Origin of the sequence: Paenibacillus sp. FSL W7-1088 (assembly GCF_037969855.1) — a bacterium.
Taxonomy (GTDB): Bacteria; Bacillota; Bacilli; order Paenibacillales; family Paenibacillaceae; genus Paenibacillus.
Map to the genome: position 1 here is coordinate 7,157,847 of NZ_CP150216.1, position 23,687 is coordinate 7,181,533.

Consider the following 23,687-nt stretch of genomic DNA (forward strand, 5'->3'; position numbering starts at 1 on the left):
AGGACAGGAAGGTGCAGCGAAATGACAGTCGATGAATTAGGGGAAATTCTCAATAATATGTATCGAAATGCACCAGATGGAGATCAAGTGGTAAACATCCACTTGTTCGGTGTAAAATATGCAGACATTATTAACAGGAATGATTTCAGCGTAAAGGAAATTGTTATCGCATCGGGAATAAGCCTCTCATACACAACTGAAGTCAGTAAAGGAATTAAACTCTCTAAATATGTAGTTACCAAAGAATAATCATTGGATTTAGTATTTTAATATATGTATATTACAAAAAGAGTCATTCTTTTAGGAATGTCTCTTTTTAATTTAACTAATCGTTCTATAGTATGATTTAGAAAATTTAATAAATCTTTAATCATAATCTGAGAACAATCTTGAGTAATTATTTAATCTAACTTTAAATCAGAGGCATATGAAATGTATAAATATTACACATTCCCTTATTTCTCTTACTTTCAAACTACTCCCCGCTCAAACGCCGCAAACTCCACTCTGTTACGCCCATTCTGCTTCGCCTGATACAAGGCCTTATCCACCGCAGCAAACAGTTGCGTCAAATACCCCTCCGGATTCTCCGGCACATGCTCCACTTCAAAGTCCTCAAAGGAAAGAATGCCAATGCTAATCGTAATGGACACCTGCATAACCTCGTGATCCACCATAATGCGGTTGGACTCCACAGCGGTTCTCACGCGCTCCGCGATCTGGTTAGCCAAGTCATGCTCCGTGTGCGGAAGGTAGATCATGAACTCTTCCCCGCCATAGCGCGTCAGAATATCGGTACTGCGAATGGATTGTTTGACGGCCTCTGCCGTGTGGACGAGTACTTCATCGCCGATGACATGTCCATAGCGATCATTGATCGCTTTGAAGTAGTCGATATCAAGCAGCAGGAGTGAGAATGGTGTTTTGTATTGAATATTGGTAATGACCTCATGATTCAGGTGTTGGGTCAGATAACGGCGGTTGTAACAGTTGGTTAAACTGTCTGTCAGCGCGAGTTCCTCCAGTTTGCGATTGGCCTCGGATAACTCCTGACGGATCAAGTCCAGCGCCTGGTTTCGCTCCTGAAGCGTTACGTTCTGGCGATTCATCTCTTTCACATAGAAGCGCTCTTGTGAGACATCCTGGAACGTAAGGATATGACCGATCGGCACAAGAGCCGAATCCACAATCGGAGAAGATTGCAGAATATAGTGCCGAATGTTGTTGTCCCGTTCCACGATCACTTCAATATGAGAGAGGGTATTTTCTTTTTTCTTATAATGATTCACGAACTCCCGACAGCTGCCCACAACTTGAACAGACTCCAGAAATACCTCCATATCAAAAGAATCCCCCACATGCAGATCCATAAAGGATCGAGAGGCTTTGTTCGCTTCAACAATGACTTCATTCTCATCCAGTACCAGGATGCCATATGGAATCGTATTGATTACGTCCTCATGCGCGATGGAGACCAGATCGAACACATTGTATCTTTTGATCACATAGACGAAGAACAGGTCTGACAGAAAGATCCCCAGCGAAGTCATCCCAGGAATAATCGGTAACCAGTGGGCTAGAACGACATTCAGAATCGCATCAATGGTTGCAAAGACAGCCAAGACCAGGATGCCCCATAGGGTGATCCGCACCTGTTTTTTGATCATGGCAGACGTCTGCGATGAATACACCGCCCGGAACAGAACGACTAGAGACGTCAAGAAATAGCTCACCAGAATAACCATCACAACCCAGAACCAAGGGCCGTAAGCCCGCTCGATGTACCCGCCCTCCAGTGGAATGACGAACTCGTTCAATGGGTTGGCGACTACACCTATAGCCCCGATCACCGCAGGGATAAATAGCAGGAAGGTACCTTTTGCACTCAACCGCTCTGAATAACCGGTAATAAAGATTGTCAGCAGAAGCCACCCGCTCCCAAGCAGAGAGACCGCAACGAAAGACAACAAAACATAGAACAACTGCAGACCGGAATCATCCGTGAGCGTACTGGCAAATTGGCAGAAAGGCCAGAGCATCATCAACCCGTGGAATAAAAAGTACACCTTATGTAAGTTCGTAATTCTAACCGTAGCAAACACATATACACCTACACCGAACAATAGGACGAATAAAAAGAGATCATACCATACTAATGGGTTCACGAATCTTCTCCTTCTTAGATGCTACAATGACAACGTGATTGCTCATAATTCTATGTGATACCTATATAAAACTTCAATAAACACCTATACAATACCGCTACGTCAAACATTGGTTAATTTAACCATATCTTATCACACCACCATAAGGGTGAGTAGCCCATACACTGGAAGTCCGACCAACCTCTGATCGAAATCCTGATCTATTTTGCGTTTTTGTGAAGGAATCTGACTGTTCCATAAAAAAACCGCCCATATTCAACTGAGCGGCTAGCCAGCAACCTGTTCTTTTCAAATGATTTAAACCATTCGCGGAGTTAATCTCTCCGGCAGTAGTACTTCACCTGCTGATCAGGCTGCATCTACTCTTCTCGTATTTTGGCAATGACTTGCTCATGATTAAGTAACCGTTCGCCGTCAGCGACCTGTTTCTCTGCGACCAACAGCTCCGATTGCAGCTTATAACGCGTCTCGTTTCTGAGATACGCTTCATGACTCACCCCGACCAGCTCTGCTTCACAATTAGGTATATGAAGTGGTTCATTGTCCGAGAACAAGTCCGGATTTTCCTTGAGCATCTCCGTGATTACCTCTGCTGTCTTAGCCGCATCACACACTCTTACGACCGCATCACCGAGCTTTCCTTTACGCATCGCACCTTCGCGAACCAGTACCTCGTCTACTTTCCAGAAATGCTCCGACCATGGTAATCCACAATGTCTGCGGGACGGTACCGAAATCTGGCTTCCATCTGGTAAAACTGTATACAGCATCTCATGCTCGTCCGTCATTCTGCCAGGGATGTCCACCCACTCTTCGACCCCATGGATAAATGTATTCCGCTTCAAGTCAACGCCTACTAACAAGATCGTGGCTTTCCGATCGAGCAGTTTCCCCCATGCGGAACCTCTTGCACATGGCGTATCGTAGAGATGATCATCCTTCGTAAACGCCTCTGCATCCCGTCCCAGGGCTGCTACCGAGTGCGTTGGGTGCCACGAACGAACTACGCCCCGACGTTTACGAAAAAGTTCAGGCAGAACGCCCACGCAACAGGTAGAATTTTCCACGTGGAACAATGGGTTATCCGCATTGATGGTAGACCACGTATGGGTGGGAAGCACCAGCAATCCGTCTTTCATATAATCGCTAACGGCATCCAACACCGTATCTGCTCCACCTTCAACCTCGCCTAAACTCTTCATTGAAGAGTGCATAAGCAACGTACCTTGGCGATCCAAACCGAGCTGCTCCAGTTGCTGCATCAGGCTTTCTTTTGTGTACATATCCTTTCCTTACCTCCTTCAGTTCTTATCCCTTTTCAATGAAAAAGCAAACCCATGCTCAGTTTCACCTCATGCTTCTCAGCTTAACAAACAAAGGGCCGAGGGTTAACCCCCGGCCACAGAGAAAGATTTGTATAAGTTCATACAGTAGCTGCTAATTCACTTTTACTTAATCACAACGTACTCCAGATTCACCAGCTTCGCATAGGTTACGATTTGATCCGTAGTCAGGTTCAAGGATACAACCGTATGGTGACCGCCGCCATTCTCGATCCAGGCTTTAACCCCATCCTGGAAGTTAGGCTTCACATTCCACAATACACGGGCTACCGGAAGGTTAGGTGCAGGAACGGTTGGCTCAAATGCGGATACTTCATTGATCAACAGTTTGTAATGTGTACCGAAGTCTGCCATGGATACCACGACACCTTCGCCTGCTTTGCCATCGAATACGAGACGTGCAGGATCTTCACGATCGCCAATACCCAGTGGGGACACGATGATTCTTGGTTTCGTGCTGGCAAGTGTCGGGTCGACTTCAAGCATGTGAGATTGCAGGATCGCTTCCTGTCCAGCAGCCATCTCGTATGTGTAATCTTCCATGAAGCCCGTGTTCTCGTTATGGGCCATGATTTTCAGCAAGCGATCCAGCGCAGCCGTTTTCCAGTCACCCTCACCAGCAAATCCGTACCCTTGAGCCATCAGGCGTTGTACAGCCAGACCCGGAAGCTGTTTCATGCCATGCAAATCTTCGAAGTTCGTCGTGAAGGCACTGTAACCACCTTCGTCCAGGAAACGTTTGATCGCAATCTCATAACTCGCTTGCACACGTACGCTGGCTTCCCAAGCTTCCTTGCTGTTCGTGCCATAATCGAATTCATACAGGTCTGCATACTGAGCGATCAGATCATCGATTTCTTGCTCCGTTACGGCATTCACGTACTGCACGAGGTCGCCAATGCCGAAGTAATCAACGGTCCATCCGAATTGGATCTGTGCTTCCACTTTATCCCCTTCGGTCACACCAACGTTGCGCATGTTGTCGCCAAAACGAGCAACCTTGATGTTGAAGCTTTCGTTGTAGGCTACCGCTACGTCCATCCAATCTGCAACCTGCTGCTGCACTTCTGGACGCTCCCAGTAACCAACGACGATTTTGTTTTGTTTTCTCAGGCGTGCATTAATGAAGCCATATTCGCGGTCACCGTGAGCCGCTTGGTTCAGGTTCATGAAGTCCATATCGATGGTTGCCCACGGAATGCTCTCGTTGAATTGGGTTGCCAAATGCAGCAATGGTTTTTGCAGCAATTTTGTACCCCGAATCCACATTTTTGCCGGGGAGAACGTATGCATCCAAGTGATTACACCCGCCACTTCGTCGCGATAGTTCACTTCTTTCATAATGCTCGTGATTTTATCTGCGCTTACCGCCAAATCCTGCAATACGAGCGGGTACGGCAGAACACCGCTTGCATTGAGGGCATCCGTGATTTTCTGTGCGTTGGCTTTAACCTCGCCCAGTGCTTCTTCTCCGTACAAGTGCTGTGAACCAACCACAAACCAGAATTCTTTTGCTGCTGACATATTTTCATCCTCATTTCATTTTTATAGTTGAACAATATGGGTTTACACTAGCCACTCCGATTGCAGTACCATCTTCCGATCGCTGGTTATCCCCGGATTTCTTTAATCAATTTTAATAAGGATGATATCCGGTTATAAAGGCGAGCGCTTCGCTTCTTCAGATTGGTTCTGCCCTCTCCGTTATCGTGTAAAAAGTATAGTTGAACAAGTCATTCCCACACTAAACCACTTGGAAGCCAGAACATGCTTCCAGTCACTGTTATAACCAAATTACTTCTGTCCGTAATACGCGTCTTTCCCGTGTTTCCGCAAATAGTGTTTATCCAAAATGCCTTGCGGCAGTTCTTTAGCAAAGTTATTCAATTGCCGCGCGTACAGGTTCATTTTGCACACTTCCTCCAGCACGACACTGTTCACCACCGCAGACTTGGCATCTTTCCCCCACGTAAACGGTGCGTGACCATGGAGCAATACTGCTGGAACAGCCATCACATCAATTCCACGCTGTTCAAACGTTTCAATAATGACACGTCCCGTCTCCGCTTCGTAGCCCCGATCGATCTCGCCCTGGTTCAAGAAACGGGCACAAGGTACGGCACCATAGAACGTATCTGCATGTGTCGTTCCCATCACGGGTACGTCCAGTCCGGCTTGTGCCCAGATGGTCGCCCATGTGGAGTGTGTGTGCACGATGCCACCAATCTCCGAGTAATGCTTATATAGTACGGCATGTGTTGCGGTGTCCGAGGAAGGTCTCATCTCACCCTCCACCACATTACCGTCCAGATCAACCACAACCATGTCGCTTGCTTTCATCGTATCGTAGCTAACGCCACTTGGTTTAATGACGAACAGACCGCTTTCCCGATCAATTGCACTGACGTTACCCCAAGTGAATTTCACAAGTCCGTGCTTCGGCAGCTCCAGATTCGCCTCATAAACCTCTTCTTTCAGCTGTTCTAACATGTTATTCCCTCCCGTTCTCTACCAGATGATCTACCGCCGCCTGCTCAATCGCGAGACCCTTCCGGTAGCGTTCGATAAATGCTTCAAACCCTTTGACATCCGATGCATCCGGCGCAACTTCCTCACCCTCGACATCGCTAAAAACCTTCTGCTCAAGGAACACATCCAGGCTCTCCTGCTGATCCTTGTTGATCATGTACGAGGCCAGAAGTGCCATACCCCATGCGCCGCCTTCACCAGCGGTAGACATTACAGAGACCGGTACGTTCATCGCTGCGGCTACAATCCTTTGTCCGACGACAGGGGTTTTGAACAGGCCACCGTGAGCCAGAATGCTATCAATAGCTACATTCTCTTTCTCCGTCAGGATGTCCATGCCCAGCTTGAGTGCACCGAAGGCACTGAACAGATGTGTCCGCATGAAGTTTGCCAGATTGAAGTTGCTTTCCGGGGAGCGGACGAACAATGGACGGCCTTTCTCAAGGCCCGTAATGTTCTCACCAGAGTAGTAACCGTAGCTTAGCAAGCCACCACCATCGGGGTCTGCCTCCAAAGCCTTGTTAAACATCACGCTGAACAATTTGCCGGTATCCACTTCGTATCCCATCGCCTCGGAAAATTCACGGAACAAGCCAAGCCAGGCATTGATGTCGCTGGAGCAGTTATTGGCATGCACCATTCCTACTGGGCTACCATCCGGGGTGGTGACCATATCGATCTCGGGATACACTTTGGATAATTCCTTCTCCAGTACAATCATCGCAAATACGGATGTGCCGACGGAGATGTTCCCCGTACGCTTCCTCACGCTATTCGTTGCTACCATGCCCGTTCCGGCATCGCCTTCTGGCGGACAGAGCGGAATGCCTGACTGTAAATCATTCGAAGGGTCGAGCAGCTTGGCTCCCGCTTCGGTTAAATCACCAGCGTTCTCACCTGCGAGATATACCTTGGGAAGAAGGTCCTCGACCTTCCACGGATAACCTTTACTTGCAATCAGTTCATCGAACTGCTTGATCATGGACGGGTGATAATTATGCGTAGACTCGTCGATTGGGAAAATGCCCGAAGCATCGCCGATACCGATGGCTTTATTGCCCGTCAGCAGCAAGTGTATGTACCCGGCCAAAGTTGTCAGGTGATCAATGCGAGGCACATGCGCCTCTTCGTTCAAGATCGCTTGGTACAAATGAGCGATGCTCCAGCGTTCCGGGATATTGAACTGTAGAAGATCCGTCAGTTCTCTCGCAGCCTTCCCAGTAGTTGCGTTACGCCACGTCCGGAAAGGTACCAGCAGTTCTCCCGCGCTATCCAATGCGATATATCCATGCATCATGGCCGAGAATCCGATAGAACCTACCGTTTGCAGCGTGATTCCGTATTTCCGCTCTACGTCTTGCTTCATCTCACGATACGCAGTCTGAAGACCTGTAATAATATCCTTCTGGTTGTACGTCCAATATCCGTCTTTCAGGAGGTTCTCCCACTCATAACTGCCTGACGCGATGGTCTCAAAACGTTCATCAATCAACACAGCCTTGATCCTTGTTGATCCAAATTCGATGCCTAGTGAAGTGGCACCCTTGGTAATCGCTTCTTTCATATCCACATGACTCATGATCACGTAGTCCCCTCTCTGAGCACAGTAGGTAAAAGTAAAAATAGTATTGGCTTAAAAACGATTGAATTGGATTCATATTTCGGTTCATTGAAAAGAATGCGCTTTCCTTTTCTGACAGCCTTAGTATATTTTTTGTACGTACATTTGTCAATAATATATAATAGTTATACTTACATTAGTTAGAATATAACGTCTACACGATCTCATTTCTGTACTCAAAAGGTGATGTTGTAGGGTACACATCTCTATTTTATGACGGGATTTGTACGGTTTATTTTGTAAAACTGGCTGCTTTATTTCCATTCAGATCGATTCATGATAAAATATGTACGTACAACTATGGATATAACGATGTTTTCTTATAGATAAGTAACGATGAAAGAAGTGGAATGCGTGAAGCCAAAGTATCAGATCATCATTGACGATATCAAAAGCAATATCCTATCCGGAACCTATAGCGTAGGCGAACAAATCCCTACCGAATCCGCATTGCAGGACAGCTACACTGTGAGCCGCCAGACGGTGCGGAAGGCTATTTTGGAGCTATCGAACGAAGGGTTTTTGAGAAGTGAGAAAGGTTCCGGCACCTATGTAAGCAATCTGTATCGATCCAGAACCGGCGGGAACACGATGAAAAAAACAATCGGCGTTATCACGACATACATCTCCGATTACATCTTCCCTTCCATTATCCGCGGCATTGAAGGCCGGTTGAATGAAGATAATTATTCGTTGCTGTTAGCCAGCACCAATAACGATGTCGCACAAGAGAAAAAGGCGCTCGAAATGATGCTGTCCTACGGTGTGGATGGCCTGATTGTCGAACCGACCAAGAGTAATTTGTACAATCCTAACATTGCTTATTACCTTTCCTTTAAGGAGCAGGATGTACCGTTTACGATGATTAATGCCTTTTATGAAGAGCTGGAGGTGCCTTTCTTCTGTCTGGATGACGTACAGTCCAGCTATCTTGCTACCCGGGAACTGATCGCCAAAGGACATAGCCAGATCGGCATTATCGCGAAAATGGATGATTTACAAGGGAAGTATCGGATGAAAGGATATATCAAAGCGCTGGGCGAAGCCAAGCTGCGGTTTCATCCCGAGCAGGTGCTTTCGTTCGATACGGCATCGAAGCCGGACCTCTCCACCAATCTGGAGGTGTTCCTGGAGGATAACAGAGATGCGCTGACATCCCTTGTCTGTTACAACGATGAGGTGGGGCTAGAAGTCGTACATGCATGTAGAAAGCTGGGCATTTCCATTCCAGACGAGTTATCCATTATCGGTCAGGACAATTCGTACATCGCCAAGAACGCGAACATCAAACTCACGACGTTAACCCATCCCCAAGAGCAAATGGGCCGTGACGCAGCAGATTGGGTCATCAAGAAACTGCAAGGCAAAAAGGATCTGCCCACCAACACCTACTACCAGCCTGTGCTGGTTGAGGGCGAGACTGTAAAAGAGATTGAGCTGGAATAGTATTGGGACTACGCATGAAAAAAGGCCGTTGAATTGTTCAACGGCCTTCTATCCATATTTAAGTGATTAACTTACTCCCACCGAAGAGAAACCTATTCTACTTCGTTTGAGCTTCATCGTCATCTTCCAAACTCACGATAACACCTTTCTTCTCCAGTTTTTTTATGACCTGCTCCGCCTGTTCATTCAACGGATTGCCGGCCAACGATACCTCTATTAAATGGGGTATGGTCTCAAGCACTGCAATATCTTGAATGAGGTTATCCTCCACATAAAGATACTCCAATGTCGGATGGTTCTTTAACGGACTTAAATCTTGAATTTTATTTCCAGCCATAATGATCCATTCTAGATTCAATTTCTGAAGAGGGCTTAGGTCTGCTACCTGGTTGCCGCTGGCAAGCAAACTGGTCAACTTATGTAAATTTTTCAATGGCGTTAGATTTTGAATTTGATTACCACTAATCAAGAGACTTTCTAGATTACTTAACCCAGAGAGTGGGGATAGATCTGAGATCTGATTCCCTTCAAGAACTAAGAACTCTAGTTTTTTCAACTTGCTGAGCGATGTAATATTTTTTATTTTATGCCCAGGCATAATTAGATCCACCAGGTTAACGGCATGTTCAAGCCCTTGCAAATTGGAAATCTTGTTTTTGGTATCCTCGGCATATAACGATTTTAATTTCTTCAGATCGCTCGTCTTCACTTCTTTTTTAGATGATATCTTCAATGTTGCCCGAATAACTTTTGCCAGAGCCACATCTTTAATAACAGGTGCAGCCGACATGGTTGTTGCCGGTAATACTATGAGAACCAAACAAAATACAATCATATTTTTTACGAATTGAGTGGGCATTTCGAGTCTCCTTTAAGCATCTTAAATTATTTGTCATATGTATATATGAAATTCCCAGAAAAGTATATCTTTTACGATGGTACTTCCTTTCTATACCTTTGTCCATAAGATCCTGTCATTCTATCATCAGTAGCAGAGGTGGCAAGCGATATAGCTATTTTGTTCGAAGAAACTCCAAAACATCATATAATAACCTCTTAACAAACCTTCAAAACTGGTATATTATACAATTGTAGCAAAATTTTATTGTATTCGAGAGGAGATTGTATACTTGAAAAAGACGCTTTCAATGGTTGTCGTCGTGAATTTATTTCTCAGTTTTGCCTTCGGCTTTCAAGCGTTTGCAGACAATGGCATGGCCGAATCGGGAGTTCACCCTGATGCCCATGTCACAGAACAGATACTGCAGCCAAGTGGGGAAATGATATCCGAACTTACCAAGGATGCTTCTGAGTTGGATTCGTCCAAACTGAAAAAGCATCGGGTAAAGGCATCTGTAAATTTGGAATCGGCTACCGCGTCTTCAGAATTACAAAAGGGACTCATTTCGGCTCCGCAATCGGTTATCGCTACAGCCACAGCAGAGACTAATACATACACGGGCTACATCCAACAAGAAGGTACGTCCAGCTTTTTATACCCTATCTATGTACAACCGGGGAGCATACTGCAAGTACAAATGGATAATCCTGCTTCGGCGCAGCTAGATTACGATCTATATCTCTACGAATTTGACATGTCCACTGGTGATTTGAACCCCACTCCAATTGACTATTCCATATATGGCACGTATCTGAATAACTACGGAAATGGATCAAGAACCTTGTCTGAACATGTCGGTACCAAAAATAACACTGCCAGTTCCAAAGCCTATTTCATTGAAGCCTACGGCGCAGTTGGTGGCAGCATCAATGAACCATTCACGCTAACCGTCTCAACTAGCTCAACCTATGATTCGTACGAGACGGATGAGAATGCGCTTCATGCTTATCCTTTCACGGTGGCAACTGGTGGCTCTACTCTTTCAAGCCGCTCCATTAATTCGGAGGTCGATCAGGATTGGTATAAGATCACGGTTCCCGAAAGCAGAAATTATGACGCCATGCGTATCGATCTGGATCAAGCCTCTGTAGGTAATGGCTATAAAGCTGAATTGTATGGTGCATTAAGCAACAATCGAATGGCATTAATGCCCTCCGCCAACGGCAATGTGTCTCTAGGCACGGGCACATATTATTTGCGGGTGTATACCACAAGTAATTATTCGGATAACAACTATTTATTACACCTCCAGCCCGTGTTACGAGCCGATAAAGTCGTGATTACAGGTTATAATTCCAATGGTGGTCCGAATGACTACCCCACATATGCCTATGGTCGCTACTACCGGATAACGGGAACCAGTTTTACGGTGACTGGCGTTGCGGCAACTTCAGATAACTATGCGGTGGCCAATGCGGAAGTAGAAGTCATTTGGGAGAATGATTATTGGTCCGAAGGCAGCAACAACAGATTTCGGAGCGCCAAGGTGATGACAAACAGCAGCGGTCAATTCACTGCTACGTTGTCCCTTCCTCCTTCAACCGGGAGCATAAGTCAATACTTGCCGGGAGCCATAAGCTTCACGCACTACTATGATATTTGTGGTGTGCTGGCGAGGGTAACGAGTCGTCCGAGTGCAAATGATACGGATATTGTGTATCACTTTGCCTACAGTATTTACGGAGGTTAAAACAGAACGAGAAGAAGCAATGGGCGATTCGTCAACATGCCTGTTGCTTTTTTTGTCCAATCATATTAAAAATATGGAATATTATTCCGATACTATGATGAGAAGAGAATATTTGGAATATATCAAAACGAACAGGAGTGTGTTCATGATGAAAATTCAAAGCTCGCCCCAGCTTGACTTCAATGCCAAGATCAACTCGAGACAGCAGGCGGATAAGCCATCTTTGGTCACAGGAACGATACCCGGACTGTCACATAACAACGACACAGTGGAGATCAGTCAGGCTTCCAGACAGTTAGCAGCATCCGATATTGTAAATCATGCCGCTACATATTTTGGAACCGTTCAAATCAATGATTCCTTAAATCGCCTCCTCACAGATCAACCCTCAGAGGTGAAGGAAGCTGTCTATGGCATCATTCAATCCAATTTCATTACTAACGTAACCGGGGAAGAGGACAGATCAGCATTGCTGGAATTGGGCCTCACTCAAGCAAAGTATATCGCGGATAACTATATGAAAGGGGATCAAGCGACGGAATTCATGAATACGATTGGTCAAATCGCCGCCATCTCCACAACCAGAACGATAGACCCTGAGACGAAAGAAATCCATTACGAGACTCCTCCTCAGAGACCTGTTGGGGCTCCAGATGATTATATCGATCTAACTTATATGATGAAGAAATTTGAACCGAAAACGCTGGACAAGCTCCAGGATGCAATTGTGAACGGAAAAGACTGGAACAGCATCCTGCAGAGCTTCGCCAAAAATGTATCGACTAACCAGGACTGGTTGAAGGAATACAAAGAGGACGTAGCCAAATCGACCGGGAATATCGCTGGGGAGAACAGATTCGAAAAAGCCTCTACTTCCAGCTTGTCTGAGTTTGTCGAAGATATCAAGAACATGATTGCCCATGCTGGCTTAGAAAATAGCGATTTTCTGACAAACAATATAGAAGCATTTATGCGAACTTTGGTAATGCCGAAATCCAATGGAATATAGAGAAGATTCACCAACATGAGTGATAAGCATGCCACTGAGAATCAAGATAAGCATGCTGTATATGCCTATAATTGATTCTCAGTGATGTCATGCTTTACACCATTTTTCTCCTATTTGAATTTAATGTCAGCCACTTGACCACATTCAACAAAAAAAGCCCCATCCGTCGCCAAAAAGCGAATCGTAACGGTTGTTCCTACACCTTTCTTACTGTCATAATGAATTTCCCCGTCATATTTTTCTACAATATTAAAGCAGATCATTAATCCTAATCCGGTACCATTACTTTTTAATGAATAAAACGGCGTCCCAAGCGATTTCACCTCATCCTCTGACATTCCGCTTCCTTCATCCATGATTTTGATCTCGATATAATGTTGATTTCGTTTGGCTATTACAGTGACGGGAGTACCCATATTCGAGGCTTCCAAAGCGTTTTTAATTAAATTCATCAGCAGCTGCTTAAACTCAATTGGATTAATAAAAATGAAGCAACCCTCCTCTGCCTCGATATGCATCTGATTATCAGATAACATCGCATAGGAACGGACCAGCCCTGTTACGCTCTGAAGAGCATCCTTCACATCCACCTTTTCTGGCTTCTGATCTCGATTAGGCTTGGAAAGGGTTAGAAACTGAGAGGTAATCTGTTCAACAGTATTTAATTCATCAATCATTAATTTGAACTTGTTTTTGACTGGATCATCAAATGAAGGATCTTCTCTGTATAACTGCAAAAAACCTCGAACAACGGTGACTGGATTTCTAATCTCATGCGCCACAGCCGCCGTCAAATGGGCTATCATCTTCAGTCGCTCCGATTGTTGTAATTGCTCATGATAAAGCTGCTGCTTTTTCATACGACTAAAGGACAAATGGAAAATAAGAAATAATAGTATCTGGCTCGCTATAATATTAATGAGGTTCCCCAGGATATCATGATGTAAGTACGCATATATATTGCCTTGATCAATCAGGATGATGTAGCCAAACGTGAGCAAAATTAAAACTCCATTCATAATGATGGAGAAATAAAACAATTTTAAATCAAAGAACAGAATGGCAAGTGAGGGAATCAGGCAAATGAGAATGTACGTAGTCCAGGTCTCTGGATATAAGAAGAACAGGTTATAGAAATAAGCAAAGGCAAACAGGATGATGATCTTTCTGAAAACATAGGTTTCATGCTTGGGGTAGATCAACAAACAAACCGCTAGAATAGCCACACACAAAAAATGGATAACATATCCCACGGTAATTCCGCTTAATTCTGTCGTCGATAGGATTAGTCCAGATAACATAAGAGCAATGAGCGTTAACATGGAAATATAATATGTTTTTCGGTTCACCTGACTGTACAATTCTTTCATCCGCTCACCACTTTAAATTAATGTCGACACCTCGGTATGTATTAGCTCTTTTCTTTCCTATATTTAAAGGCATCCAACTGGATGCCCATATCTATAATAGCATTGTATCTCATTTAACTAGCTATACAATATGAAAATTTGAAATAAACGATTCCCAACACCATAAAGGCCAACATTGGTCAAACTAAGGCAAGGCTCGGAATGCCAAGTAGCCGTACGGATCACTGCCCGTACGGCTACTCTCGGGTAAAAAAATGCTTTTAGCTTACGAATTATTTCCAGATCTCTTCAGCAATTTCTTTGATAAAAGCAAGCTTCTGCCATTGCTGCTCTTCTGTCAGATGGTTGCCTTCTTCCGTGGAAGCGAATCCGCATTGCGGGCTCAGGCAAATCCGATCCAGATCAACATATTGCTTCGCTTCTTCGATACGCTTCAGAATATCTTCCTTGCTTTCAAGCTCACCAAATTTGGAAGAGAACAAACCAAGCACAACCTGTTGGTTGTCTTTCAGGAATCGAAGTGGCTTGAAATCGCCTGCCCGTTCGGTATCAAACTCCAGATAGTAGCCGGAGTAGTTATCAATGTTCAGGAGCGTTTGGGCGATCGGCTCATAACCTCCACCAACACCTGCATATGTTGATACGTAATTCCCACGGCATACATGTGTCGTTACTACGAGGTCCTCCGGCAAACCGGATACAACTTGCTCGTTCAATTTCGCAAGTTCGTTTGCATAATCGGCCACATTAACGCCAATCTGCTCCATGAATGCCATGAACTGCTGGTCGCAAAGTGCACCCCACGTGCAATCGTCAATTTGAACGCTGCGGCAGCCCGCGTCATACAAAGCCAGAATCGCCTCTTTGTACGCTTTGGCAATATCCGAAAGCAGCTCTTCCCGGTTCGGGTAGATGGCTTCCGTACTTTCCTTATTTTCTGCCCGGTCCAATTCAAACAGGAACTGTGCAGCAGCAGGAATGGATTGACGCGCAACGACGTCATCGCCAGCAACACCTTTTAAGAATGCATAATGCGAAACGAACGGATGGCTGCTGAAGCTTACTTTGCCGGTCAGACGTGCTGTTTCGGGTCTGGATTTGGCACCGTTAAACTCGTAACCTTGATCAATGATGGTCCGGTCAACACCGTCAAGTCCCCAGAAGAAGTCCAGATGCCACCAAGAACGACGGAATTCCCCGTCGGTTACAGCTTGAAGGCCAACTTCTTTTTGTTTTTGCACGAGCTTCACAATTTCAGCGTTTTCTACTTCCTCTAGTTGCCCAGAAGTCATTTCACCGTTTTGGTATTTCGCTCTGGCCTCTTTCAACGCGCTTGGGCGCAAGAAACTGCCTACAATATCATATCGAAATGGAGTGACGGTCCGCTGTTTAGGTTTGGTTTGAATGCTCATATTTTAATCTCCCCGTAAATTAATTATAAGATTAAATATAACATATCCGATCGGATTTACTGTTCTATGAAAGAGCTATAGCAGGTTATAGTTATAAGCTATAGCTGAATCCAACTTTCCTTTACCCATGAGGTCTCTTCCATCCAAAAGATAAATTTATTTACCTTATTGACTTAAACCATAGTTTAAGTCGTATGCTATTCCTGTCGACAGAGTTAACACCTATTTGGAGGTCTCCAACATGAAGTATTTTTCCATTAGCGAAGCATCAGCCCAATTGAATATTCCAGATTCAACGTTACGTTTTTATGAGAAAAAAGGACTTCTACCCTTGATTGAACGTGATGATGCTGGCAGGAGATTATTTTCAGAAGTTCAGATGGCCTTATTGGAAACCCTTGTTTGTTTAAAAAACACGCATATGCCCATTAGTCAGATTAAGCAATATATGGACTGGATCATCGAAGGGAACTGTACGCTCGAGGACAGGCTTGAAATGATGCAAAATCACAAGCAAGCAGTACTGGATGAAATTTTGTTGATGCAGGAATCCCTAAAGGGCATTGATTTTAAAATTACACGTTACACCCGTCAAATACAGGAAAGAAACGAAGAAAAAGATACCTAAGAGGAGAGATACTATAATGAAACTTTCGGGAAATACAGTACTTATTACTGGCGGAAGCTCCGGGATCGGATTAGCATTTGCAGAACGCTTCTTAAGAGCTGGAAATACAGTTATTGTTACTGGACGACGTGAAGCTGTACTTCAAAACGCAAAAGAAACACACCCGGGCCTTATTACGTATGTGAATGATCTGAATATTGAATCCGAGCGGGTAGCGTTGTTTGATTGGGTAACCACAAACTATCCGGAAGTGAATGTGTTAGTCAACAATGCTGGTATCCAACAACGTTTTAATATGCTGACAGCGGATGCGAAGAATGATTGGAGTTATTTTGCCAAAGAAATTACAACGAATATTGAAGCTCCTTTTCATCTGTCCATGCTGTTCGCTCCTTACCTTTCAACCAAAGAAGAAGCCACAATGATTAACGTGACCTCCGGATTAGCCTTTACACCGTTTGCCATTGCTCCGATATACTCAGCAACCAAAGCAGCACTTCACTCCTTTACAATCAGCCTGAGACACCAGCTTTCGGATACGTCTGTAGAGGTCATTGAAGTTGCTCCTCCTGCAGTAAGTACAGATCTGGGTGGAGCAGGATTGCATACGCATGGAGAACCATTGGATGCCTTTGCAGATGGAATTTTCGAAGGATTACAGGAGGGTCATAAGGAAATTGGCTATGGTACCTCTATCGCTCGTTTGCGCATGTCCCGAGATGAAGTCGATGAATACGCAGAAACTATGTATAACGCAACGAAAAGTCTAATTGAATAACTCGCCTACGAGACACGTGCGACTCACCCGTTTCGCTGTATATTAATAAAGAGGCCATTCCAGCTACGGAACGGCCTCTTTAAATTTTATATAAAACTCATGCATCTACTAACCTTGAATACATATGGAGATCGTTAAATGTTCCTTCTAATGTGAAACGGAGCTTTTGTAAGAGCTTTATCGAATTCACATTTTTGGGATCAACCTTAGCTTCGATTCGATTCAGCTTTATAGAAGAGAATGCGTGATTCACCAAAGCACGTACTGCTTCCGATGCATATCCTCTTCCCCACGATGATTTAGCAATATCATATCCAATTTCTGCTTTTAAGTTGTCAAAATCCAAAGAATTATATCCGCAAGAACCTATAATTTCGTTGGACTCTTTTTTAATTATGGAGAAACGAATAGCCTTACGATCTTGAGAGAGATTATCCAGAAGTTTGATCATTTCTTTCGCTTGCTCTACGTCAGTAAAACAACTAACATTCATAAATTTAGTAACATCAGGATCAGACCAAACGGTGAACAAGCTCGAAGAATCCGACACCTTCATTTTTCTCAATTGTAAACGTTCTGTGTGTAACTCTGTAATCAATTCTTTTACCTCCATTAGGATTTAATAGTTAGGTTTAAGATATTGATATCTGCGCATAGTTCAGTCCCTTCATTTTCAGGCTATTTACATTATACCAAGAATTTTGACCTAATCAGAATCCACTCTAATGATCTCAAGTCAGCGTAAGAATGATCTGTTCTCCGGAACGGGTAATCTTGTAGATACCTTCCTTCATGTCAATGCCATAGTGCTTTTTCAGCAACCACTTTGCGTTACGATCCGTCTCCACGACGACCAGATAATCGTATCCGCTCAGGAGATTATCCATATTATCCTCATAGAACAACACGATACCGTCCACATGCGGAGCATACAAGAAATACTTCCCGACATACTGCATGTAGTAATTCGTGACCTGCTGGTCCCTATCCGAGGCGTAGAACAGATATCTGTTGTTGTCCTCCTGACCATCTTTATACCAGCGATCACCGGTAACCGCATGGATTTTGTAAGGGAGCGTCGTATCGTAGGTTCTGGCAATCGAGACGATCCCGTTGTATTCCGATAAAAGAATGGTCGCCGCAATCGCCATACAGCCAATAATTCCTTTTTGATAATGCCCCTTCGTCTTGACCGTCTTGAAAGCTTGATAATCAGGCACCTCACCAATCCGATAATGGAATGAACGCTCCAGGTCAATTGCAGCGCACAGCACCAGGCTACCTGCGAACAGCACCACGATACTCGACGCATAACGCTCGAATCCTGCCAGTCTGACGGCCTCATCCAGCGGCATGGAGAAGAGATACAACGCCAGAATGCCTGCATAATACAGCAACAATACAACATCCAGCGCAATCAGTGCTTTCCATAAATTCCACTTCTTCTTGAGCACCACATAGGCAAATATCGAAGCCGCAATCGCTACAAACTGGAAAATGACTATACCGATGACCGGCCGGGTCGTAATATCCGTACTCGATTTTAAGAACAGCCACAGAATCTCATGCATCTGCTCCGCCGTTTTGCCGGATTGAATCCCGGAAGTGGCCACATCGAATTTGTTATCGACACCCTGAAACACCGTTGCCATCCGCCAGCTCCAGCCGAAGTATGGAATCAATGTACCGCAGATGGTGCCCACTACGGGGAGTGCATCTTTCCAACTGGACTTTTGTCTGTGTTTAAGCCATGTATACACCAGGAAAATCAGGCCGATAGCTGCAAAAATAATGCCTGTACTTTTAATGACTGTCAGCACACCTGCAAGTGGGAGCATGATTATACATGCTCGCTTGATATCATGACGATATTGATATATCACCGCCAGGATAGCGAGCGCATAGATCGGAAGCAAGAAATCCACGAGCAGGTTGGTAATCCGAATCGTAAGGTTGAAGAAAGACAGTGTAGATAACCCAAGTCCGAGAAATGCATACAGCAGAAAACGTTTCTTCTCGGAAACGATGCCAAACATGGCGTAAAAACAGGAAAAGATCAGCAAACCTTGTGCCAGAAGCATCACGGACTGGTCATGCCCCATGAAGCGACAGACGTAATAAATAAACGACGAGGTCCCTAGTGGATAATTTTTAAAATCAATTAGATTCGAATCCGGTGTCGGAAAAGCATCTGTGCTGAGCATCTGCTTCAAAACAATCGCCCAGTGGGAAAAATTATCGTAGTGCGTCAATTGATTTTGGAAGAGGACCAGCAAGAAAATGAACGTGCCTGCCAGGAATGAAAATTGGAATAAGGAAAAAGAAATGCGAAAGGATGCCCCTCGGCGCATTCCGAGAAACACCATTCTCCCATACAATAGTAATCCGACGAGAAGCAGGATAAGGCTGCCAACGTAGAGCTGACCTACCAAGCCGCTAAGAAAGACAATACATGCTATGGAGGAAAACACAAATACAGGGATGAACTCCCAACGTATAGATAGTGCCTTTCGAACAAACTGCATGTAACCAATAAAGGAGAATATCAATAAAACTCCCATCACAAATTGAAGCATATACAGCATATCTATCTCTCCTAACCCTCTCTGGTGAAACGATCGGCATGTGGATGGGTCAAATCACTCAGCAATTGATCTATCAAACCGCGCTCCACGATATCATCCATATTCTCCACCGAGAGAAGCACTTCGCGACGATTGGCTGTTGTTCTCCCTGTATGCTGCAAAATGACTTCAATATTACTCTTCGTATAAAAAGTAACGATCGCTCCTGCCGTAATGTCACCATGGAGACCCGTAGCGGAAAAGAAACGATAATTGAAGCTGCGCAGCGTACAGCCCGCATTATTGGTGAAATGAATTGGAAGCTGAAGAGAAAGCCTCGGCATTTTTCTCTGATCCGATCTAGGTTGAACAATACGTTTTTTCACATTGCGAAGCATATCGTCGTATGCCGTATCCCACAGATTCATCTGCTCTGGCAACGAGTGTTTACGGTCGTAGATAATTTGCATGTATTGACGGTTATCCGTCTCATCAATCGGCTGAACCGTCGCGGAATAACGCCAGCCTTCCCCATCCTGTTTCACATAAACGATGACCGCATTGAGATTGGCCTCATACCGCTCGGATTTTACGACCAGAGAGATCGTCTTCTGTTCAGGTAGATAAATGGGATACGGGACATAAAAGGCAATACCTTGTTCGGATACATCTACTGTCTTGGCCTCATAGCGCAGATTCGTGTCCTGATCGTGGATCGTGACATCTTCCTGTGCCCGAATCCGCTCTGTCTCCCGATACGCACGACGGCCGATCATAAAGAACAGAGCATAACACAGCGCAATCATATTATGAACGAGCCAGAAAATAATGATACTGCTGAAGAACAGCGCGATGCCATACTTGCCGTTAACATATCGAATCACAGCCGCAATCGAAAGCATAAGCAGGAAGATATGCGGAAGTGCATATAACAGAGCAGACATCCATTTCCGGCCTTTCGCTCTGCTTTTGTTCGTAACCTTGAATTTTTTCTCGCGGATACCCAACGTTTCAAGGAGAACCGGCCATATCAGATAAGGCATAAATATCGTATCAATAACCTGACTCCAGCGCTGATTCCGAATATTGCTCGACAGATAACGCATCGATAGACTGTAGAAGAAATAGGACGGAAGCCAGAATATTAAGATTTGCCAGAAGGTTGTGTTTACAATCTTAAAATCGAATAGTGCAAACAAAATGGGTGCCAAAATGAAAATCAACCGGTTAAAGAAGGACCACCAGTATAAGAAACTGCTTAAATAGGTTACTCTCGTCCAGAAAGGAAGCTTTTCGGATATAGGAGCACGCGTATTTTGCAGGCTCTGAATAATACCCCTTGCCCAGCGAATTCGCTGCTTAATCATGCTCGGAACTGTTGTTGTCGTCTGTCCGGCAGCTTGAACCTCTTGAGTTGCATACGTAATATAGCCTTCCTGCTGTAAGCGGATGCTTGTCTCAAAGTCCTCGGTGATTGTATTCAGCGGAAAACCGCCGATATCTTCCATGCCTTGACGGGAAATGATCGTATTACTTCCCGTATAGGCTACTGCATTGGAGGCATTACGCAGGATGTTCACTTCTCTGGAGAAGAAATCCTGCTCATTCGGAATGCCTTGCTCTGCATACAGGTTAAACTGGAACAGATCCGGATTGTAGAAGCTTTGAGGGGTCTGTACGAGCCCCAGCTTGAACTTCTTGTCCATTTCATCCTCACGGCGAAGCCGCCATTGCCCGTTCTCTTCTATAAATGTGGAGAGCAGGAAATACGGTATGGTTTTCATCAAGAAGGTGTGCTGCGGGATCATGTCTGCATCAAAGGTTGCAATGAGTGGAGAAGTGGTTTTGCTCAGGGCATTATTCAGGTTCCCTGATTTGGCATGCTTGTTGCCGGGGAAACCCAGATATCCAACGCCAAACTGCTTCGCAAGCTCCTCCACCTCAGGTCGTGCTCCATCATCACACAGATAGATGTGAACCTTCTGCTTGTCCGGATAATCCATGAACGTACAGGCATTGACGGTTTTATACAACAGATCGACCGGCTCATTATGGGTGGCAATGAACACATCCACATCCGGGTAATATTCGGGAGGGACGATGGGGAAGTCGAGTTGCGTACGTTCCTTTTGCATCTTTTGAAAAAACAATTCAAAAGTGGTCAGTACGGTTACCATCTCAGCCACAATGAGCAGAATGCCGAAGATGACGTTCAGTACGCCTTCCCCCCATGGCAGGGTAAAGAACATCCGCCATAGCAAATAAATGGACATCAGGATCATGGTGATGACAAAGAAAATATTCTGCCTTTTTTCGTTTTGCACTACAGCTGCTTCCTCCTTGCTGCAAATACCCATCTTCGCTGCAATTGAAAACTGAGCAGGAACAGCAAGGCATCACAGACAAATTTCGCAATTTTTTCATCCACGAAGAAAATCGTATGGAACAAATATACCCCCGTACTGGAAAGCACAATCACGAATCCGCACAACGTCAAATAGCGCCATAGACTGCCCTGACTATCCTCTTTGCGGAATACAAAGTGCCTATTCAGTACATAGTTAACGACAATCGAAATAATTCTCGCAATCACGGTTGCGAGCAGAATTCTTAGATAATCCTGCTGACCCAACATGGGCCGCAAAAAGTCGATCAAAAACCACGCAATTCCCAAATCGACGACCGAACTCGCCACGGAAGAGGAAATAAACCGCAGGAAGTTAGAGAACAGTACACCCATTACCCGAGCGCTGTCCTGAATCGCTTTAAAGTGTGTCCCTGCATTTCCATTCTCATAGATAACTTGAATCGGCATGGTATGAATCGGTATACCGGATTGAATACATGAGATGAGCATCTGCAGCTCGTATTCGAAACGAGTGCCGCGAACATCTTGCATGAAAGCCAGCAGCCCGGGGCCAAAGGCTCGAAGCCCGGTTTGGGTATCTGACAGTTTTTTGCCGTAAAGCATAGCAAAAATAAAGGACGTCATCCGATTACCCAGCAAAGATTTCGGCGGTATGCCTCCCTCGCTGAAGTTCCTTACCCCGAGAACCAATGCATCAGGATGCTGTCTGGCTTCTTTCGCAAGTCTGTAAACATCCTCGGCTGCATGCTGCCCATCTGAATCCGCTGTGACGACGTAAGAAGACGCATCGAACTGCTCTCCGATATACTTAAACCCAGTCTTAAGTGCAGCACCCTTTCCCAGATTTTCCACATGCCGCAGCAAAACACACCCGTTCACACTCAGCTCTTCGAAAATCGACTGATACGCTTCACCAGACCCATCGTCCACAATGACAATATTAGTCAAGCCATATTCTCGCAATTGCCGTACATAGGCTAGAAGTCTCTCATCTGGCTCAAGCGATGGAATAAGGATGATCGTTTTGCCGTCTTCACTTTTATCTATAATCATCCTAGTTAAGCCTCAATTCGACATATTTTCACAAATTCTTTTTGAATACTGAGAGTATAACATCGAAAGAGTAGACAGTAAACGAACAAACTGTATATATTTTGGTAAAAAAGTTGTATACACATTCGCATTAGTGTATAGGCAAAAAATACTAGGAATAGGACTGTGGTATACACAACGAAAAACTCGCCACGATTATGGGCGAGTGGATGTTCAGGTATCATGTAACCATGCTAATCTATTCGAATTGCCTCGATATAAAGCTCGATGTTTACTTCATTTCCAACGACAATTCCGCCCGTTTCCAGAGGCGAGTTGAAGCTCAAACCAAATTCATTACGATCGATACTGGCATTCGAATGAAATCCTGCACGTTCCCGGCCACGAGGGTCTTTATTAAACCCTTCAAAAACGGTATGAAAAGTGATAGGTTTTGTTACGCCATGGAGCGTTAGATTGCCTGCAAGTTCATATTGCCGTTCGCCAGTAAGAACGCAGTTGGTGCTTTGAAACGTAATCGCTGGATAGTTGGCGGCATCAAAGAATTCTTCGCTCCTCAGGTGTTCATCGCGTTGCCGCTGGCGAGTAGTGACACTATTTGCGTCGATGGAAGCCCGAATACCCAGGGTTGTTACATCGTTGGGGTCAAAACTTAAAACCGCTTCGAATTGCTCGAATACACCTTTGATTTTATTGATCATTAAATGCGCCACCGAAAACTCGACGGAGCTGTGATCAGGATCTACTTCCCATTGGATACTGTTCATAAATAAATTCCACCTCGATAATCATATTATGAGAAAGGTTACC

18 protein-coding genes and 1 pseudogene are annotated in these 23,687 nt (G+C 44.7%); 6 read left to right on the forward strand and 13 right to left on the reverse strand.

Features of this window, described 5'->3' with window-relative positions:
* The first annotated feature begins 21 nt into the window (after positions 1–21).
* On the forward strand, positions 22–249 hold the full coding sequence (locus MKY42_RS32185; RefSeq protein ID WP_339847690.1) for a hypothetical protein: 228 nt from the start codon (positions 22–24) through the stop codon (positions 247–249).
* Between the two features lie 221 nt (positions 250–470).
* Here the strand turns inward: MKY42_RS32185 and MKY42_RS32190 are convergent, their stop codons facing one another.
* The 5 genes and pseudogenes from MKY42_RS32190 to MKY42_RS32210 all read right to left on the reverse strand — a co-directional run bounded on the left by MKY42_RS32190 (position 471) and on the right by MKY42_RS32210 (position 7,616).
* Positions 471–2,165, reverse strand: coding sequence for a diguanylate cyclase (locus tag MKY42_RS32190; RefSeq protein ID WP_339847693.1), 1,695 nt, complete (start codon positions 2,163–2,165; stop codon positions 471–473).
* A gap of 530 nt (positions 2,166–2,695) precedes the next feature.
* Positions 2,696–3,448 (reverse strand): annotated as a pseudogene (locus tag MKY42_RS32195) (AAC(3) family N-acetyltransferase); the annotation flags it as partial.
* Between the two features lie 165 nt (positions 3,449–3,613).
* Positions 3,614–5,032: an L-arabinose isomerase gene (gene araA / locus MKY42_RS32200; RefSeq protein ID WP_339847696.1), complete on the reverse strand. Its 1,419-nt coding sequence runs from the start codon at positions 5,030–5,032 to the stop codon at positions 3,614–3,616.
* Positions 5,033–5,302: 270 nt separating this feature from the next.
* Complete coding sequence (locus MKY42_RS32205; RefSeq protein WP_339847697.1) at positions 5,303–5,998, reverse strand: L-ribulose-5-phosphate 4-epimerase; 696 nt, start codon at positions 5,996–5,998, stop codon at positions 5,303–5,305.
* A 1-nt stretch (position 5,999) separates the two neighbouring features.
* Positions 6,000–7,616: an FGGY-family carbohydrate kinase gene (locus MKY42_RS32210; protein ID WP_339847699.1), complete on the reverse strand. Its 1,617-nt coding sequence runs from the start codon at positions 7,614–7,616 to the stop codon at positions 6,000–6,002.
* Between the two features lie 396 nt (positions 7,617–8,012).
* Here MKY42_RS32210 and MKY42_RS32215 point away from each other — a divergent pair, with 396 nt between their 5' ends.
* On the forward strand, positions 8,013–9,104 hold the full coding sequence (locus MKY42_RS32215; RefSeq protein ID WP_339853198.1) for a GntR family transcriptional regulator: 1,092 nt from the start codon (positions 8,013–8,015) through the stop codon (positions 9,102–9,104).
* 97 nt (positions 9,105–9,201) lie between these two features.
* Here MKY42_RS32215 and MKY42_RS32220 read toward each other — a convergent pair whose 3' ends face one another.
* Positions 9,202–9,963: a leucine-rich repeat domain-containing protein gene (locus MKY42_RS32220; RefSeq protein WP_339847701.1), complete on the reverse strand. Its 762-nt coding sequence runs from the start codon at positions 9,961–9,963 to the stop codon at positions 9,202–9,204.
* 262 nt (positions 9,964–10,225) lie between these two features.
* On the opposite strand from MKY42_RS32220, the gene MKY42_RS32225 reads away from it, so the two are divergent.
* Together MKY42_RS32225 and MKY42_RS32230 are read left to right on the forward strand one after the other, a co-directional pair.
* On the forward strand, positions 10,226–11,695 hold the full coding sequence (locus tag MKY42_RS32225) for a hypothetical protein (protein WP_339853200.1): 1,470 nt from the start codon (positions 10,226–10,228) through the stop codon (positions 11,693–11,695).
* Between the two features lie 145 nt (positions 11,696–11,840).
* Positions 11,841–12,704 (forward strand): hypothetical protein, encoded by an 864-nt coding sequence (locus MKY42_RS32230; RefSeq protein ID WP_256222225.1) that lies wholly within the window; start codon positions 11,841–11,843, stop codon positions 12,702–12,704.
* Between the two features lie 110 nt (positions 12,705–12,814).
* Here MKY42_RS32230 and MKY42_RS32235 read toward each other — a convergent pair whose 3' ends face one another.
* Positions 12,815–13,564, reverse strand: coding sequence for a HAMP domain-containing sensor histidine kinase (locus MKY42_RS32235; RefSeq protein WP_339847705.1), 750 nt, complete (start codon positions 13,562–13,564; stop codon positions 12,815–12,817).
* A 782-nt stretch (positions 13,565–14,346) separates the two neighbouring features.
* The gene (locus MKY42_RS32240; RefSeq protein ID WP_090902776.1) at positions 14,347–15,486 is read right to left on the reverse strand and encodes a 5-methyltetrahydropteroyltriglutamate--homocysteine S-methyltransferase; all 1,140 of its coding nucleotides are present in this window, start codon (positions 15,484–15,486) and stop codon (positions 14,347–14,349) included.
* A 241-nt stretch (positions 15,487–15,727) separates the two neighbouring features.
* Here MKY42_RS32240 and MKY42_RS32245 point away from each other — a divergent pair, with 241 nt between their 5' ends.
* Both MKY42_RS32245 and MKY42_RS32250 read left to right on the forward strand, forming a co-directional pair.
* Positions 15,728–16,114 (forward strand): MerR family transcriptional regulator, encoded by a 387-nt coding sequence (locus MKY42_RS32245; RefSeq protein ID WP_090902774.1) that lies wholly within the window; start codon positions 15,728–15,730, stop codon positions 16,112–16,114.
* Positions 16,115–16,130: 16 nt separating this feature from the next.
* The gene (locus MKY42_RS32250) at positions 16,131–16,892 is read left to right on the forward strand and encodes an SDR family NAD(P)-dependent oxidoreductase (protein WP_110000401.1); all 762 of its coding nucleotides are present in this window, start codon (positions 16,131–16,133) and stop codon (positions 16,890–16,892) included.
* A 97-nt stretch (positions 16,893–16,989) separates the two neighbouring features.
* Here the strand turns inward: MKY42_RS32250 and MKY42_RS32255 are convergent, their stop codons facing one another.
* From MKY42_RS32255 to MKY42_RS32275, 5 genes are all read right to left on the reverse strand, one after another.
* Positions 16,990–17,490 carry a GNAT family N-acetyltransferase gene (locus MKY42_RS32255; protein ID WP_339847711.1) on the reverse strand — a complete coding sequence of 167 codons (501 nt, stop codon included), beginning with the start codon at positions 17,488–17,490 and terminating at the stop codon, positions 16,990–16,992.
* A gap of 133 nt (positions 17,491–17,623) precedes the next feature.
* Complete coding sequence (locus MKY42_RS32260) at positions 17,624–19,417, reverse strand: hypothetical protein (protein WP_339847714.1); 1,794 nt, start codon at positions 19,415–19,417, stop codon at positions 17,624–17,626.
* Between the two features lie 71 nt (positions 19,418–19,488).
* Positions 19,489–21,780, reverse strand: a complete 2,292-nt coding sequence (locus MKY42_RS32265) for a glycosyltransferase family 2 protein (protein WP_339847717.1) — start codon at positions 21,778–21,780, stop codon at positions 19,489–19,491.
* A complete protein-coding gene (locus tag MKY42_RS32270; RefSeq protein ID WP_090902764.1) occupies positions 21,780–22,877 on the reverse strand; it encodes a bifunctional glycosyltransferase family 2/GtrA family protein in 1,098 nt (365 codons plus the stop codon). The genes MKY42_RS32265 and MKY42_RS32270 overlap by 1 nt, the downstream gene beginning before the upstream one ends.
* 233 nt (positions 22,878–23,110) lie before the next feature.
* A complete protein-coding gene (locus MKY42_RS32275; protein WP_090902762.1) occupies positions 23,111–23,644 on the reverse strand; it encodes a YceI family protein in 534 nt (177 codons plus the stop codon).
* Positions 23,645–23,687: the final 43 nt, after the last annotated feature.

What these genes read in the sequence shown, in the direction of transcription:
- MKY42_RS32185 (WP_339847690.1), top strand. Translation starts at nt 22, where the DNA reads ATGACAGTCGATGAATTAGGGGAAATTCTCAATAATATGTATCGAAAT.
- araA (WP_339847696.1), bottom strand. Translation starts at nt 5,032, where the DNA reads ATGTCAGCAGCAAAAGAATTCTGGTTTGTGGTTGGTTCACAGCACTTG.
- MKY42_RS32205 (WP_339847697.1), bottom strand. Translation starts at nt 5,998, where the DNA reads ATGTTAGAACAGCTGAAAGAAGAGGTTTATGAGGCGAATCTGGAGCTG.
- MKY42_RS32210 (WP_339847699.1), bottom strand. Translation starts at nt 7,616, where the DNA reads ATGAGTCATGTGGATATGAAAGAAGCGATTACCAAGGGTGCCACTTCA.
- MKY42_RS32220 (WP_339847701.1), bottom strand. Translation starts at nt 9,963, where the DNA reads ATGCCCACTCAATTCGTAAAAAATATGATTGTATTTTGTTTGGTTCTC.
- MKY42_RS32230 (WP_256222225.1), top strand. Translation starts at nt 11,841, where the DNA reads ATGATGAAAATTCAAAGCTCGCCCCAGCTTGACTTCAATGCCAAGATC.
- MKY42_RS32235 (WP_339847705.1), bottom strand. Translation starts at nt 13,564, where the DNA reads ATGAAAAAGCAGCAGCTTTATCATGAGCAATTACAACAATCGGAGCGA.
- MKY42_RS32240 (WP_090902776.1), bottom strand. Translation starts at nt 15,486, where the DNA reads ATGAGCATTCAAACCAAACCTAAACAGCGGACCGTCACTCCATTTCGA.
- MKY42_RS32245 (WP_090902774.1), top strand. Translation starts at nt 15,728, where the DNA reads ATGAAGTATTTTTCCATTAGCGAAGCATCAGCCCAATTGAATATTCCA.
- MKY42_RS32250 (WP_110000401.1), top strand. Translation starts at nt 16,131, where the DNA reads ATGAAACTTTCGGGAAATACAGTACTTATTACTGGCGGAAGCTCCGGG.
- MKY42_RS32260 (WP_339847714.1), bottom strand. Translation starts at nt 19,417, where the DNA reads ATGCAGTTTGTTCGAAAGGCACTATCTATACGTTGGGAGTTCATCCCT.
- MKY42_RS32270 (WP_090902764.1), bottom strand. Translation starts at nt 22,877, where the DNA reads ATGATTATAGATAAAAGTGAAGACGGCAAAACGATCATCCTTATTCCA.
- MKY42_RS32275 (WP_090902762.1), bottom strand. Translation starts at nt 23,644, where the DNA reads ATGAACAGTATCCAATGGGAAGTAGATCCTGATCACAGCTCCGTCGAG.